The following is a 14,588-nucleotide window of genomic DNA, read 5'->3' as shown; positions in this document are numbered from 1 at the left end:
GCCCAGAGCCCCGCCGCCCAGAGCCCCGCCGCCCGGGGCCCCAGCGCGACTACGGCGAGCCCGCCTGCCGCGCGAAGACGCAGACGAGGCCGCCCCCGGGTGGCCCTTGGTGCTCCGCGCCGCCGCTGACGAAGACGCGCCCGTCGCCCGCCACGGCGGCGACGACCGCACCCAAGGCACCGCGCAGGTGGCGCTGCGCGTCGAGGTCCGTGTCGCCCAGCATCGTGTGGCGGTGGCCGCGGATGGCCCCGCTCCGATCCGGCTCCCCTTTCGCGATGACGCCGAGCACCTCGCCGGGCGCCGCGGCGAAGGCGGCCTGCACGCCCGCGAGGTCGAGGACGTCCCGCATGGGGGCGACCCCGGCCACGAGGCCGGCCGCCCAGTGGGCGGCGCGGCCGAAGACCACGACTTCGTTGCAGGTGACCTCCACGCCGGAGGAGATCGAGGCGCGGTTGGAAAACACGGACAAGTCGGCGAGCAGGGCGGCTTCCGTGCCGCGATCCGCCGCGATTTCCCGGAGTGCGAGCCCCACCCCCACCGCGGCGGCGGCGCGGGAGAGGGCCATCAGCACCTTGGCGTCGGCGCTGCGTGCACCGGGGTCCCCGACCGGCGGCGCCGGTGCCTTGACCTGGACCAGGGCGACGTCCTCCACGCGGGCGATCCCGGCATCGGCCATGGCGGCGCGCACAGCGTCGGAGACGGCGCGGATCTGCGCGTCGCGGCCGACATCCCGCACGGGGGTCGGGGGGGAGAAGGCGGTTCCTAGCGCCAGGCCCGTCTCGCCCTCACCACCGTCTGGCGCGACGGAGAAGACGAGGTAGTGCGGGGAGAGCGCGCCTTCCGTGCCGCCGGAGAGGACGCAGGGGACGCGGCGCGCCAAGGTCCCGGGCGCCTCGCCCGTCCGCGCGGAGAGCATCAGCATGAGGGATTGGGTGAAGTAGCCCCGCGTGAAGTCGTTCAGCCCCCCGTTTCCTTCGGTCTTCCCGATCACGGCCCGGACCTGATCGGCCCGGACCGTCCCGGCTTCGAAGAGCGCTTCGAGCGCCGAGAGGTCGCCCGGATGGGCCATGGAGAGGCGATGGATCGTGAGGCGCGGCATGGTCGCAGGATAGCCGCCCCGGCCCGCCGCTTGCACAGCCCCGCCACTGCGCTACGGGACGGGCCATGCGGATCGGGATCATCGGAACGGGCGTCGCGGGCAGCATCCTGGCGGAAGGGCTGCTGGACGCGCCGGGGATCGAGGTCGAGACGTTCGAACGCGCTGCCCCCGGCGACCACGCGGAGGCAGGCACCGGCCTGAACGTCGGCCCGAATGCGATGAAGGCGCTGCGGCTGCACTTTCCGGCGCGGCACGCGGCGCTGCGCGAGGCCTCACTTCCGTGGCGACGGTGGTTCGTGGATCTGACGGACGGGACGCGCCTGCTGGACCTCGACCTCCTCGACGTGGCGGAGGAGCCGGGGATGCGGATCCGCTGGTCCGAACTGTATCGCCTGCTCCGCGCCCCCGCGGCGCACCAAACCCGCCATGGCCACGTGCTGGAGGCGCTGGAGGAGGATGCGGCGGGACGCCTCGTGCCGGTCTTCCGCGCGGACGGTGGGCTGATCCGGTATGGTGCCTTCGATCTGCTCGTTGGCGCCGATGGCCGCTACAGCCGCCTGCGCGCCCTGACCTGCGGGGAGCCGGAGGCGACGCCGCTCGGCGTCTGCGTCTGGCGTCTGCTGGTGGCCGACGTGGCGGATTGTCCCTACGACGATTACGGCCAGTGGTTCCACGGCAACGCGCGGCTGCTGTCCTTCCGCGTCCCGGGCGACGCCGTCTACATCGCCGGCACCTTCCCGCTGCCGCCCGACGGCCGGATCGCGGCGGAGACGCAGACGGCCTTCGCGCAGCGCACACTGTTCACGCCTGCGGGCGGCCGCGCGTCGCCCGCCGTGGCCTGGATGCTCGACCGGATCGAGGAGGGCATCGACTCGATCCACTGGGCCCGATCCGCGACGATCCCGCTGCTGCGCCACGATCCGTCGAGCCGCGCGCTCTTCCTGGGCGATGCTGCCCAGGCGATGGTTCCGACCCTCGGGCAGGGCGCGACGCAGGCTGTGGAGTGCGGTGTCGTCGCGGCGCGGATCCTCCGCATGGGGGGCGGCGTGGCCGAGGTCGCGGCGGCGCGGGACGAACGCGTCGCCTTTATCCGGCAGTTCTCCGTCGAGGCGTCCGACACGCTGATCCCCGGCACGGATATCGTTGCGGCGACACGGGCCAAGGGGTCGGCGGAATTCCTCGGGCGGTTGCGGCGGACCTACACCGCGGTGGCGTGATCCGCCGCCGTATTCTCAAACGGGCACTCAGGCTGGCTGCAGCACCCTGGCCTGCGCGCCCGCTGCCTCGACGATCCGCGTCGCGGCCCTCAGCGCCGCGACGAGCCGGTTCTGGCCCCGCATGAGCTCCACGGCCGCGAAGCGCTGCATGGCCGGGTCCATCCCCGGCATTTCCGCTGCCACGGCGATCGTCGGCAGGGGAGGGACGGTGTAGGCGGGATCGTGCGTGAAGCGCGGCTCCCGCGTGTAGTTCAGCGGAACGAGGATTCGGGAAAGGGCGTGGATCGCCGCATTCCGCGCGGAAGCCGGCGCGCCGGACAGTCCGGCGAGTGCTGCCCGCAGCGCATCCACCGCTGCGCGGGACGGCGAGAGGTCCGCCAGGCCGGAAGACGCGGCCTCGTACCGGCCGATCGTTGCCGCGAACTCGTCGCAGGTCGCCGTCCAGTCGAAGGGCAGGACCTCCGCATTCGCGATCCGCAGGACGGAGAGGAGGTAGATCCGCATGTCCTTCAGCAGGATGTCGCGGTCCGCGATTTCCAGCGTATCGTTCTCGGTGTGCCAGGCGATGTTCGCGCCGCAGCCGGAGACGTCGTAGTAGCCCTTCTCGTGCCGCAGCGCCTCCGGCATCGTGGAGGACAGCATGAAGAAGCTCGGCAGCCCGATGTTGTTGAAGGAATAGTCGCCGGCCTGGGGTGGCCGCATCGTCTTGACGTCGGCGTCCGGAAGCAGGTCGTGGATGACGTTGGACGCGATCGCCGCGCTTTCCGTGAAGGCCCGCGTCTCGTGGTAGCTCGTCGCCCAGCGGCAGCCCGGGCTGTCGCAGTTGATCTGGGCCAGGCAGTTCTCGTCGAGGTCCTGTGCGAAGGCATCGGTGAACCAGGTGGAGCCGGCGTAGCGGCCCGTCGAGTGTCCCGGCCACCAGGCGATCTTCACGGACCGCTTGAGGCTCGCGCGATTCTTCCACAGCACCCGCGCGACCTCCAGCATGCAGGCGTCGCCCGTGGCGTTGTCGCCGACGCCCACGTCCCAGGAATCGTAGTGGCCGTGCAGCAGCACGAACTTCTCCGGCTCCTCCGTCCCGGGAATGGTCGCGACCGGGATCTTCTGCGGATACCAGCCTTCCTCCAGCACTGTCCGGATCGTTGCCTCCCCTCCCGCATCGGCGAGCGCCATCAGCGCCTGCCCGTCCGGGTTGTTCACGGCAACGACGGGGATCTTCGGCTTGCGCGGCAGGTCGTGCAGGTCCGGGCTGCCCCAGATCGTCGTGCAGGTGCCCCAGTGGATGTCCACGCCAGGGTTCACGGCGATCAGCCCAACGCCGCCCCATTCCTCAATGAGCGAGGTCAGCGCCGGGTTCCCGAAGCCCGACATGATGACGATCTTGCCGCCGACCTTCTCCTTGACCTCCTCCACCGACTTGATGCTGCCGCCGAAGAGCGTCGCGACGTCGCGGTTGTAGGACCGCAGCGCCTTCGGATTGGCCTGCAACCGAACGAGCGGCGCGGTCAGCCCGCCCGGCACCGAAACGGCCGAGGAGGGCGGTTTCGCACGATAGGTCGTCCCGTTGGCCGACACCGAGGCATCGAAGGGAACGGAGAGATAGATCTCGGGTTGATGCACCTCGACAGGCACGCCGGCGCCCTTCAGCCGCGCCACGATCTCCTCCGCCGCGCCGTTGACGTCGTCCGGCTTCCAGCGCGGCATGCCGGCGAAGGTGGTCACCAGGTCCCAGGGCAGGTCGAGGCTGACGTGGTCGAGGAAGGCCTTCTCGGCAGCGCTGACGGGCATCGGGGCATCCTGGCCGTTGACGGGATGCGGATCGCAGCACCGGGGTCGCTTCCTGGCAAGCCGGCGGCAGGGCATCGCGTCTTGCGCCGCGGCGCCGCGACCGCCTACCGTTCTAGGTGCCGTGGAGATCGGAAGTCGGCCATGCCCGTCCAGCGTCGCGCTGTCCTCGCCGCCCTCGCGGGCCTGCCGCTGCTGAGCGGGAAAGGCCTCGCCATGACCCCCGGGCCCGAGACGGCGCTGATCGTCGTGGACGTGCAGAACTGCTTCACGCCGGGCGGCAGCCTCGCCGTGCCGGACGGCGACGCGGTGGTGCCTGTCATCAATCGCCTGTCCCGCCACTTCGCGAACGTCGTCCTGACCCAGGACTGGCACACGCCGGACCACGTCTCCTTCGCCTCGCAGCATGCGGGGCAGCAGCCCTTCGGCACGGTGCAGCTGCCCTACGGCACTCAGGTGCTCTGGCCCGACCACTGCGTGATGGGCACGAACGGTGCGGCGCTGCACCCGGATCTTTCTATTCCCCACGCGCAGCTCGTCATCCGCAAGGGTTACAACCGCGGCGTGGACTCCTACTCGGCGTTCCTGGAAGCCGATCGCACGACGAAGACCGGCCTGGACGGTTATCTCAGCAGCCGCGGCATCCGGCACGTGTACCTCACGGGACTCGCAACCGACTTCTGCGTGGCCTGGACCGCCCTCGACGCACGGCGCCTGGGCTTCGAGGCCACGGTGATCGAGGACGCCTGCCGCGCCATCGACCTGAACGGAAGCCTCGCCAAGGCCTGGGCGGACATGGAGGCGGCCGGCGTGCGCCGCATCCGCTCCGACGCGATTGGTTGACGCCGGCACACGGCTTGCCAGGATCGGCGCGGGCGCGTTGAGATCGCGGCCTGACGGACCGTCCTGACGCCCTGGGGGATCACCATGCGCCGCCGCGACTTCCTGCTTGCCGCCTCGTCCCTCACCGCCGCGCCGATGCTGCCGGCCTGGTCGCAGGCGACCGGCGCGGGCGACCCGATCCGGCCCCTCGTCCTCCTCACCCGCCCGCAGGCCGCCGCGCCCGCCGCCTTCCAGGCTGCGGAACTGATCGTGCAGGAATGGCGCAAGCTGGGGCTTCAGATCGACCTCCGGCCCCTGCCGAACCAGCAGCACAGTCAGGTCGTATGGTATGAACGGAACCGCTGGGACGCGACGATGTGGCAGATGGTCGGCAGGCCCGAGCGCGGCGACCCGGACGAGCTGACCTACAACCTCTTCCACTCCTCGACGGCGGCGACCGGCTTCAACTTCGTCGGCTACAGCAACCCGGACTACGACCGCCTGGCCGAGGCGCAGCGGGCGGAGATCGACCCGACCAAGCGCCGCGAACTGGTGCGTGAGGCGCAGGAAATGATCAACCGCGACCAGCCGTACGCCTTCCTCGTCCACCCCGTGAACCTGCACGCCTTCAACAGGCAGGTCTTCGCGGAGGGCAGCGTCGTCGTCCAGGCTGGCCTCGGCCTTCGCAACTTCTGGAACTGGATCAGCCTGCAGCCGACCGGCCAGCGGCGCGACATCATCGTCAACAGCACGGATCCGGTGAAGGCTGTCCACCCGCTCTACATCGGCGGCGCGCCGGATTCCTGGGTGAACGAACTCATCTGGGACCGGCTGATGCGCGTGGCCCCCGACGGCCTGCCGCGTCCCTGGGCCGCGGAGACCGTCACGCAGGTGGACGCCACGACGATCGACGCGACGATCCGTGAGGGCATGAAGTGGCATGACGGCCAGCCCGTGACGGTGGAGGACGTGATCTTTTCCTTCCAGGCACCGGGCACGGGCGACGAGGCGCCGATGTACAAGCCGTTCGTTGCCAATATCGAACGCGTCGAACAGACCGGACCGCGCACGGTGCGCTTCACCCTCAAGCGCCCCGACGCATCCTTCATGATCGCGTGCCTTGCCAAGCTGAACCTGGTGCCGAAGCGCGTCTGGGACCCGCTGATCCAGCAATACCTGCAGAGCCCGCAGAACCTGGAGGCCTACCAGGAGGAACGGCCGATGGGCTCCGGGCCATTCAAGTGGGTCCGCGGGCGCCTGGATTCGGAGATCGTGCTGGAGGCCAACCCGGACCACTGGTCCCGCCCGAAGGCCGATCGCTGGATCATGCGCGTCATCACCAACACGGAAGCCACGCTCGGCGCGATGCGCCGCGGCGAGATCAACGTCATCGCCGACTATTTCGGCGACCCCGACGTGTTGAAGCAGCTGGCACGCCAGGTCCCGGCGATTGCAATCCGCGAGGAGGTGGACATCGGCTTCCAGTTCCTCGGCTACAACGTCCGCCGCCCGCCCTTCAGCGACCCCGCCTTCCGCCGCGCCCTTTCCGCCGCAGTGAACCGGGAGATGATGGCGGGCGCCGCCTGGAACGGACAGGCCGTCCCGTCCAACTCCGTCGTCTCGCCAGCCCTGCGCGCCTGGGCGGTGGAGGGGATCGTCAACGAAGTCCCCGGCCGCAACCTCGATGGTGCGCGCCGCATCCTGCAGGAAGCCGGCTACCGACTCGTCAACGGCCGGCTGGCCTACCCCGCGGGCGTGCGGGAGACGACGGCGCCGTACCAATAAGGGCGTGCGCCTCGTCCTCAACCGCCTGGGTCACTCGCTCTTCGTCCTTTGGGCCGTGGCGAGCCTGACCTTCATCGCGTTCCGGCTCATGCCCGGCGACCCCACGCTGAACTTCCTCTCGGAATCCTTCAGCGAGGAGATGCGCCAGTCCATGCTTCGCGCCTTCGGCCTGGACCGGCCGTTGTGGGAACAGTACGGGCTTTACCTGCTGAACCTCGTACGCGGGGAGATGGGCGTCTCCTTCCTCCAGAAGCGCCCGGTGCTGGACCTGCTTCTGGAAGCCCTGCCGAATACCGTCGCATTGACCGTCACGGCTCTGCTTGTCGCTTATGCCGTGGGCGTGGTTGCCGGCGCCTTCCTCGCCTTCGCGCGGGGCACGCTCATCGAAGGCATCGCGATCCCCCTGGCGCTGGCCACCCGCGCCGCGCCGGAGTTCTGGCTCGGCATGATCCTCCTGGCATGGCTCGCCTTCCACCTTGGCCTGTTCCCGAGCGAGGGCGCGACCAGCGCTGGCATGGAGTTCACGAGCGAATGGGCCCGGCTGACCTCCGCCGACTTCCTGCACCACCTCGTCCTGCCCGCGCTGACCCTCGCGCTCTACCTCCTCGGCCTGCCGCTGCTGCTGATGCGCGCGACGATGCTGGAGATCCTGAACGACGAGTTCATCGTCATGGCCCGGATGAAGGGCCTGTCGCGCTGGGCCATCGTCATGCGCCATGCCGCCCGGAACGCGCTCCTTCCCGTCGTCACCGCCTTCGCCCTCGGGCTCGGCGCCTCTTTCGGCGGCAACGTCGTGATTGAAACGGTCTTTTCCTGGCCCGGCCTCGGCCGCCTGCTGGTCGGCGCCGTGCAGGGATCGGACTATCCGCTGGCCCAGGGCGCCTTCATGCTGCTGGCCACCGTTCTGATCCTGATGAACACGCTGGCCGACATCCTCTACGCCGTTCTCGACCCCCGGGTGAGCGCCGGTGCCCGTCGCTGAAGCCGCTGTGATCGCTGCACCGCCCGCGCGGCGATGGCACGCGGCCCCGCGCGCGGCCTTGGCCTTTCTCCGCGGCCAGCCCTTCGCGGTCGTCGGCGTCGCGATCTACGCCGTCTTCATCCTCGTCGCCGTCTTCGCCGACGCGATCGCGAGCCACGACCCACGGCAGATCCTCTTCTCCGGCGCCTACCGCGTGGCGCGATACCTCCCGCCCTCGGCCGAACACCTGCTGGGCACCACCGCCACGGGCCGCGACATCTTCAGCCAGGTCGTCTACGGCACCCGCGCCGCGCTGCTGGTGGGCGTGACCGCCGCCTTCTGCGTCGTCTGCATCGGCGCCGTCCTCGGCCTGCTGGCCGGTTATCTCGGCGGCTGGGTGGATTCGGCGATCATGCGGATCGCCGACGTGGTGCTCGGCCTGCCCTTCCTGCCCTCCGTCATCGTCCTTTCCGCGCTGACGAAGCCGGGCACGGGTACGATCGTCGCGGCCGTTGCGCTGCTCCTCTGGCCCAACACGGCGCGCGTCATCCGCAGCCAGGTCCTGTCGATGCGGGAACGCGCCTGGGTGGACGCGGCGCGAGTCACGGCCTGTTCCCCCGCGCGGATCGTCTTCGTCCATATCGGCCCGCAGGTCGCGCCGCTCGCCGCCCTCTATGGCTCCATCGCCGTGGGTTGGGCCATCCTGACCGAGGCCTCCGCCAGCTTCCTCGGCTTCGGCGACCCCGCGATCGTCTCCTGGGGCCTCATGCTGCAGGAGGCCTATGCCAGCCAGGCCCTGTCACGAGAGGCCTGGAACTGGTTCGTCCCGCCCGGCCTCTGCATCGTGCTCCTGGTCCTCGCCGGCTTCCTTATCTCCCGCGGCTCCGAGAAGCTGCTCTTTCCGAAACTCGGCGACTGATGAACCCGGTCCAGCCCGGACGGGCGCTCCTCTCGCTGCGCGGCCTTGCAGTGCACTACGCGACTCCCGCGGGCCCCGTCCGCGCGGTGGACGGCGCCACCTTCGACGTGCCGCCCGCGACCGTCGTCGGCCTCGTCGGCGAATCCGGCTGCGGCAAGTCCACCCTCGGCCGCGCCGTGATGGGTGTCCTGCCCCGCAGCGCCCGCATCGCCGGCGGCGAGGCCTGGTTCGAGGGCGAGAACCTTCTCGCCCTCTCCCCTCCGAACGCCGGGACAGGCTCTGGCGCCGCCTCGCCTTCGTGCCGCAGACCGCGATGAACGCGCTGGATCCCGTGCAGCGCGTCGGCGCGCAGATCACGGAAGTGCTGACCGACCGCGGCGGCCTGTCCCGCGCCGCCGCACAGACCCGCGCCGGCGATCTCTTCACCATGGTCGGCCTCGATCCGGGACGCCTGCGCGGCTACCCCCACCAGTTCTCCGGCGGCATGCGGCAGCGCGCCTCCATCGCCCTCGCCCTCGCGCTCGACCCGCCCCTCGTCATCGCCGACGAGCCGGTGACCGCGCTCGACGTCATCGTGCAGCGGCAGGTCCTCGACCTGCTGAAGGACTTGCAGGCCCGGCGCAACCTCGCCCTCGTCCTCGTCACCCACGACATCAGCGTCGTCGCCTATGCCTGCGACCGGGTCGTCGTCATGTATGCGGGCCAGGTCGTCGAGAGCGGGCCGGTCGCGGACGTCCTCGAAGCCCCGCTGCACCCCTATACGATGGGCCTGACCAACGCCTTCCCGGACCTGGAGAGGGCAGGGGGCACGCTCTCCCCCATCGAGGGCGCGCCGCCCTCCCTCCTGAACCCGCCGAAAGGCTGCCGCTTCGCCCCGCGTTGCCCCTTCGCCATCGCCCGCTGCGCGGAACCGCCGCCGCTGGTCGCGCACGCCCCCGACCACGCGGCGGCGTGCTGGCGCGCCGAGGAGGCGCCCGCCCTGCGCCCCACCGCCCGGGAACCGGCGACATGGGCAGCGTGATGACCGCGCCCGCGCCGCCGCGCGTCACCGAAGCCGCCCCCGTCATCGCGGGCGAGGGCCTGGTGAAGCACTACCCCGCGCCGCGCCGCGCCGCCGATATCCTGCGCGGTCACCGGCCGGTGCTCCGCGCCGTCGAGGGCGTCACCCTCGCCCTGCGCCCCGGCGCCGCGTTCGGCATCGTCGGCGAATCCGGCTGCGGCAAGACCACCACGGCCCGCATGTTGCTGCGTCTCGAGGAACCGACCGCCGGCCGCGTCCTCTTCGGCGACCAGGACGTCACGCGCCTGGAAGGCGCCGCGCTGCGCCCCTTCCGCGCCGCCGTTCAACTCGTCTTCCAGAATCCCTTCGACGCGATCAATCCGCGCTTCACCATCCGCCGCGCGCTGACCGAACCCCTTCGCAACCTCGGCATTCCCACCGCCGAGCACGCCGACCGCGTCGCCGCCGCGATGGCTCGCGTGCGCCTGACGCCGGCGGACGCCTACCTCGACCGCTATCCCCACGAACTCTCCGGCGGCCAGTTGCAACGCGCCGTCCTCGCCCGCGCCCTCGTGCCCGGTCCCCGCGCGATCGTCGCGGACGAGCCGGTTTCGATGCTCGACGTCTCCGTCCGCGCCGGCGTGCTGAACCTGCTGCGCGAAGCCCGCGACGCCCTCGGCCTCGCCGCCCTCTACATCAGCCACGACCTCGCCCTCATCCGCTACGTCTGCGAGACCACCGCCGTCATGTACCTCGGCTCCGTCGTCGAGGACGGCCCCACGGCCGAGATCGTCGCCGCCCCGGCCCATCCCTACACGCGCGCCCTCGTCGCCGCCGTCCCTGTCCCGCGCGTGGACCAGAGCCGCGCGCCGCTTCCCATCCTCGGTGGCCTGCCCGACTCCCGGCGCGACGCGCGAGGCTGCGTCTTCCGCGCCCGGTGTCCCATGGCCGTGCCCCGCTGCGCCGAGGAGGCCCCGCCGCTTCGCCCCATCGCCCCGGGCCGCCGCGCCGCCTGCCACTTCGCGTAGCACCCGCCGCTTCGGCTCGCGGGCTTGAACGGCGTCAGCGCCGCTCCAGCAGCAGCGACCCCGAAGCATGCGCCACGGCACGCCAGCCTGGCGGCACGAGCGTCGTCGTATCGAGTTGCTGGATGATCGCCGGCCCTTCCAAGGCATCCCCTGCGCCGAGTTCGGCGCGCGCGTAGAGCGCCGCATCCGCCGCGCCGTCCGCGAAGGCCACGCGCTGCGTCCCCGTCGCGCGCGCCCCCTCGGTCCCGCCGCGAGCCCGGCCGGGGAGGGGACGGCAAGCCGTCCCGTCGCCTCCAGCCGAAGCGCGACGGTCTCCGGCACGCCCTCCGGCAGGTCGAAGCCGTAAAGCGTCCGGTGTTCCCGCGCGAAATCCGCCCCCGCCTGCGCGGCCGATCCGTGCCACGCAACCGCCAGCTCGCTGCCCTGCCCGGCGTAACGGATCAGCGCCACGCGACGGGTCGCGCGGGCGTCCTCCGGCACGCGCTCCTCCTCGAACCACCGGTGCGCGTCCTCGGCCAGCGCGTCGAAGGCTGCATTGAGTACCTCGTCCCGCTCCGCCTCGCCACGCCGCGGGCTGGCCGTGAACTCGGCTCGCAGGTCTGCCGCCATCAACCCTTGCGCGCACAGCACGCCGGGCGAGGGCGGCACCAGCACCGTGCGGATGCCGAGCAACTCGGCCAGCGCCGTCCCGTGCAGCGGCCCCGCCCCGCCGAAGGCGACGAGCGCGAAGTCGCGGGGATCATGCCCCCGCTCCACCGACACGACGCGGATGGCGCCGACCATCGTGTTGTCCGCGATCCGCAGGATGCCGCGCGCCGCCACCTCGACCGAAAGCCCGAGCGGTTCCGCGACGTGACGCCGCACCGCCTCACTCGCACGCCCCGCATCAAGCACCATCCGCCCGCCGAGAAGGCTCGGCGGCAGGTGTCCCAGCGCGACATGCGCATCCGTCACCGTCGGCCGCTCGCCACCCCGGCCGTAGCAGGCCGGCCCCGGCGCCGCCCCCGCGCTCTCCGGCCCCACGGTCAGCGCGCCCTCGGCCGAGACGCGCGCCAGCGAACCGCCCCCGCGCCGATCGTCACCATGTCGAGCATCGGCAGCGGCAGCGGCCATTCGCCGACGTGCCCGCGCTGCGTCAGGCCGACCTCACCGCCCTTGATGAGGCAGATGTCGGCCGAGGTCCCGCCGATATCGATGGTGATGACGTCCCGGAACCCCGCCGCCTCCGCCGCCGCGCGCGCTCCCACCACGCCCGCCGCCGGGCCCGACAGCGCCGTCACGGCCGGCGCGCGCCGCACGCGCTCCGCGCCCGCCACGCCGCCGTTCGACTGCATCAGCAGCAGCGGCGCCGCGATTCCCGCTTCCCCCAGCCGCGCTTCCAACCGCCCGACATAGGTCGCGACTGCCGGCATGACGCCCGCGTTGAGCACGGTTGTAAGGCTGCGCTCGTACTCCCGCACCACCGGCAGCACATCGGTCGAAGCGGTGATCGCGACACCTGGCAGTGCCGCGCGCAGCAAATCCAGCACGCGCCGCTCATGCGCCGGGTTGGCGTAGGCATGCAGGAGGCAGATCGCGACGGCCTCCGCGCCCAGCTCCCGACACCGCTCCGCGGCGCGCGCCACCGCCGACTCGTCCAGCGGTGACAGGACCGTCCCGTCCACCGCGATCCGCTCAGGGATTTCCAGGACCCGCGCCGGCGGCACCGGCCGTTTCGGCTTCACCCAGGCGAAGAGATTGGCGTGCCGCGGGATATCCTGCCGTCCGATCTCCAGCACGTGCCGGAAACCCTCGGTCGTCAGCAGGACGGTGCGGGCCGTCTTGCCCTCCAGGATGAGGTTCGTCGCGACGGTCGTGCCGTGCAGCGCGCGCCCGATCCGGCCGGCCTTCTCCCCCGCCGTGTCCAGGGCCGCGTGCACGCCGGCGATGAAGGCCTGCGAGGGATCGGCCGGCGTGCTCGGTACCTTCGCCGTCCAGGCCCGTCCGGCCGCGACGTCCTGCAGCGACACGTCGGTGAAGGTGCCGCCGATATCCACCGCGACGACGAGCGGGCGCGCCGCGTCAGCCGAGGACATCGGCGTACTCCCCACGGTGGAAGGCGGCGCCGACGACGCGGGAGCCGCCCCGCAGCGCGTCCGTCGCCGCCAAGTCCAGCGTCCCGTCCGCCGACAGCACCACGCCGTAGTCCCGCGCCGCGGCTTCGGCGCTGACGAAGCCGTCCGCGACGTCATCGCGCACCGCTCCCGCGGGCCGGTCGAAGGGATGGCCGTGCCCGCCCCCGCCGCCGGTCTCCAGGAGCAGGACGTCCCCCCGCACCAGCCGGTTCCCGTCCGAGAGCGGCGCCAGCAACCGTTCGCGTGCCGTCCCCGGATTGACCACGGCGCGGCCCGGCCGCCCGGACTGCCCGCCCGCCACACCCCAGGGAGGGCACGTCACGCCGTCGACCCGCACCGCGAGCACCGCCTCCTCCGCCATCACCTCGTATTCCCGCACGATGCCGCATCCTCCGCGGAACCGCCCGGGTCCTCCGCTGTCGCGGTGCACGCCGTAGCGGCGCAGCCGGATCGGGTATTCCCCTTCCAGGAACTCGACGGGGTAGTTCTCCTGCGCGACGAAGTAGACGGCGTCGGTTCCGTCCGCGAAGGGCCGCGCGCCGTAGCCCACGCCGATCCCGTCGCTCATCAGGAAGGGCCGGCCAGCCGCGGTCCCACGCAGCAGGATGATGACGTACGCCGCGTGCGCTGCCGGCGCCTCCCCGCCCGCGACCGCGACGAGCCCATTCAGCGTCGCGAGGAACCGCATCATCGTCAGCCCGCGCATCCCCAGCGCCGCCGGGAAGCGGGGCTGCAGCAACGACCCCTCGCGCAGCCGCACCTCGTCCAGCGCCCGCGGCCCGCCCGCATTCGTCACCTGCGCCGGATCGCCGCCGAGGAAGAACAGCCCGAGGGCCATCCCCGGCACGTCCGGGTTCATGAGGAAGTTCACCGGCCCCGGCGACTGGTCGTCCGTCTCGGACGCATCGAGGATGAACCGGTCATCCTCCGTCCGAGTCAGCGCCAGACGCAGCGCGATCGGCCCGCTGCCGTGCCCGTCCGTGTCGATCCGGTCCGTGAACCGATGAGTCCCGACCGCGAAGACCTCCCGCAGCCGCGCGCGCACCTGCGCCTCCGTCCGCGTCAGCAATTGCTGCAACCCGTCCGCCAGCACCTCCGCCCCGAAGCGCGCCGCCACCTCCGCCATGCGCGTGACGCCCAGCGCGACGCTCGCGAGCATCGCCCGCGTGTCCCCCTGCGCCGCCCGCGGCCAGCGGGAGTTGCGGAGGAAGATCGCCATCGCCGCTTCGTTCATGCGCCCGGCCTCGATCAGGCGCGTCGGAGGGATGATCACGCCCTCGTGGAAAATCTCGGTCGCGTCTGGCGAGATCGAGCCCGGCCGCAACCCGCCGATGTCCGCGAAATGCGCCCAACCCATCACGAAGGCGACGCGGCGCCCACCGTGGAACACCGGCGCGATGAAGACCTGGTCGTTGGAATGCGACACCGCGCCGCGCGAGCCGTAGCAGTCATTGTACCAGTACACGTCTCCCGGCCCCATCGCATCCGGCGGGAAGTCGCGGAACACCGGGCCGCAGACGTCGCCGAAGACCGGTACGTTGGAACCGACCGCCATCACCCCGTCCGCATCGAAGACGGCGGTGTAGAAGTCCTTCTTCTCGCGGATGAAGGCCGACATGGCCGTGCGCTCGATCAGCGCCTCCATCTCGGCCTGGGCCGCGCGGATCGCGCCCCGCAGAATCTCCAGGGTGACGGGATCGCAACGCGTCATGCCGGCGGGGCTCCTCGGAGGCGGGGAACCATGGACGGGAAGCCGCCATCCGCCAACTCACGGCCGTCGCGGCAGTCGCGGCAGAGCCCGTTGGCGGACCGGCCGGCGCGGTCGGTTGAAGCTCGGTCCGAGCGCCGGGGTGGCGGT

Annotated in this window: 12 protein-coding genes and 1 pseudogene; 8 read left to right on the top strand and 5 right to left on the bottom strand. The window is 71.7% G+C overall.

What is annotated here, in order from left to right; all coding sequences use genetic code 11:
• Positions 1-49: 49 nt before the first annotated feature.
• A complete protein-coding gene (locus ACE7GA_RS22480) occupies positions 50-1,099 on the bottom strand; it encodes a ring-opening amidohydrolase (RefSeq protein WP_376091837.1) in 1,050 nt (349 codons plus the stop codon).
• Positions 1,100-1,164: 65 nt separating this feature from the next.
• Between ACE7GA_RS22480 and ACE7GA_RS22475 the strand changes: the two genes are divergently transcribed.
• Entirely contained in the window at positions 1,165-2,316 is a 1,152-nt protein-coding gene (locus ACE7GA_RS22475) for an FAD-dependent oxidoreductase (protein ID WP_376091834.1), read from the top strand.
• A gap of 27 nt (positions 2,317-2,343) precedes the next feature.
• Here ACE7GA_RS22475 and ACE7GA_RS22470 read toward each other — a convergent pair whose 3' ends face one another.
• A complete protein-coding gene (locus ACE7GA_RS22470; protein ID WP_376091831.1) occupies positions 2,344-4,104 on the bottom strand; it encodes a M28 family metallopeptidase in 1,761 nt (586 codons plus the stop codon).
• Positions 4,105-4,317: 213 nt separating this feature from the next.
• Between ACE7GA_RS22470 and pncA the strand changes: the two genes are divergently transcribed.
• From pncA to ACE7GA_RS22435, 7 genes are all read left to right on the top strand, one after another.
• Positions 4,318-4,944: a bifunctional nicotinamidase/pyrazinamidase gene (pncA, locus tag ACE7GA_RS22465; RefSeq protein WP_376100477.1), complete on the top strand. Its 627-nt coding sequence runs from the start codon at positions 4,318-4,320 to the stop codon at positions 4,942-4,944.
• A gap of 84 nt (positions 4,945-5,028) precedes the next feature.
• A complete protein-coding gene (locus tag ACE7GA_RS22460; RefSeq protein ID WP_376091828.1) occupies positions 5,029-6,708 on the top strand; it encodes an ABC transporter substrate-binding protein in 1,680 nt (559 codons plus the stop codon).
• Positions 6,709-6,712: 4 nt separating this feature from the next.
• Positions 6,713-7,690 (top strand): ABC transporter permease, encoded by a 978-nt coding sequence (locus tag ACE7GA_RS22455; protein ID WP_376091825.1) that lies wholly within the window; start codon positions 6,713-6,715, stop codon positions 7,688-7,690.
• Positions 7,677-8,588, top strand: a complete 912-nt coding sequence (locus ACE7GA_RS22450) for an ABC transporter permease (protein WP_376091822.1) — start codon at positions 7,677-7,679, stop codon at positions 8,586-8,588. Before ACE7GA_RS22455 ends, ACE7GA_RS22450 begins: the two co-directional genes overlap by 14 nt.
• Positions 8,588-8,905 carry an ATP-binding cassette domain-containing protein gene (locus ACE7GA_RS22445; protein WP_376091819.1) on the top strand — a complete coding sequence of 106 codons (318 nt, stop codon included), beginning with the start codon at positions 8,588-8,590 and terminating at the stop codon, positions 8,903-8,905. Before ACE7GA_RS22450 ends, ACE7GA_RS22445 begins: the two co-directional genes overlap by 1 nt.
• On the top strand, positions 8,887-9,609 hold the full coding sequence (locus tag ACE7GA_RS22440) for an ABC transporter ATP-binding protein (RefSeq protein ID WP_376091816.1): 723 nt from the start codon (positions 8,887-8,889) through the stop codon (positions 9,607-9,609). The genes ACE7GA_RS22445 and ACE7GA_RS22440 overlap by 19 nt, the downstream gene beginning before the upstream one ends.
• Positions 9,609-10,616, top strand: a complete 1,008-nt coding sequence (locus tag ACE7GA_RS22435; RefSeq protein ID WP_376091813.1) for an oligopeptide/dipeptide ABC transporter ATP-binding protein — start codon at positions 9,609-9,611, stop codon at positions 10,614-10,616. The genes ACE7GA_RS22440 and ACE7GA_RS22435 overlap by 1 nt, the downstream gene beginning before the upstream one ends.
• 34 nt (positions 10,617-10,650) lie before the next feature.
• Here ACE7GA_RS22435 and ACE7GA_RS22430 read toward each other — a convergent pair whose 3' ends face one another.
• The 3 genes and pseudogenes from ACE7GA_RS22430 to ACE7GA_RS22420 all read right to left on the bottom strand — a co-directional run bounded on the left by ACE7GA_RS22430 (position 10,651) and on the right by ACE7GA_RS22420 (position 14,441).
• Entirely contained in the window at positions 10,651-11,019 is a 369-nt protein-coding gene (locus tag ACE7GA_RS22430) for a hypothetical protein (RefSeq protein ID WP_376091810.1), read from the bottom strand.
• A 242-nt stretch (positions 11,020-11,261) separates the two neighbouring features.
• A pseudogene (locus ACE7GA_RS22425) lies at positions 11,262-12,691 on the bottom strand (hydantoinase/oxoprolinase family protein); the annotation flags it as partial.
• Positions 12,678-14,441 (bottom strand): hydantoinase B/oxoprolinase family protein, encoded by a 1,764-nt coding sequence (locus ACE7GA_RS22420; RefSeq protein WP_376091807.1) that lies wholly within the window; start codon positions 14,439-14,441, stop codon positions 12,678-12,680. The gene ACE7GA_RS22420 and the pseudogene ACE7GA_RS22425, both read right to left, overlap by 14 nt.
• Positions 14,442-14,588 lie beyond the last annotated feature (147 nt).

The sequence above is a fragment of the Roseomonas sp. CCTCC AB2023176 genome, assembly GCF_042259275.1.
In the GTDB taxonomy this organism is placed as follows: Bacteria; Pseudomonadota; Alphaproteobacteria; order Acetobacterales; family Acetobacteraceae; genus Roseomonas.
This window is presented reverse-complemented; position numbering and strand designations above follow the sequence as displayed.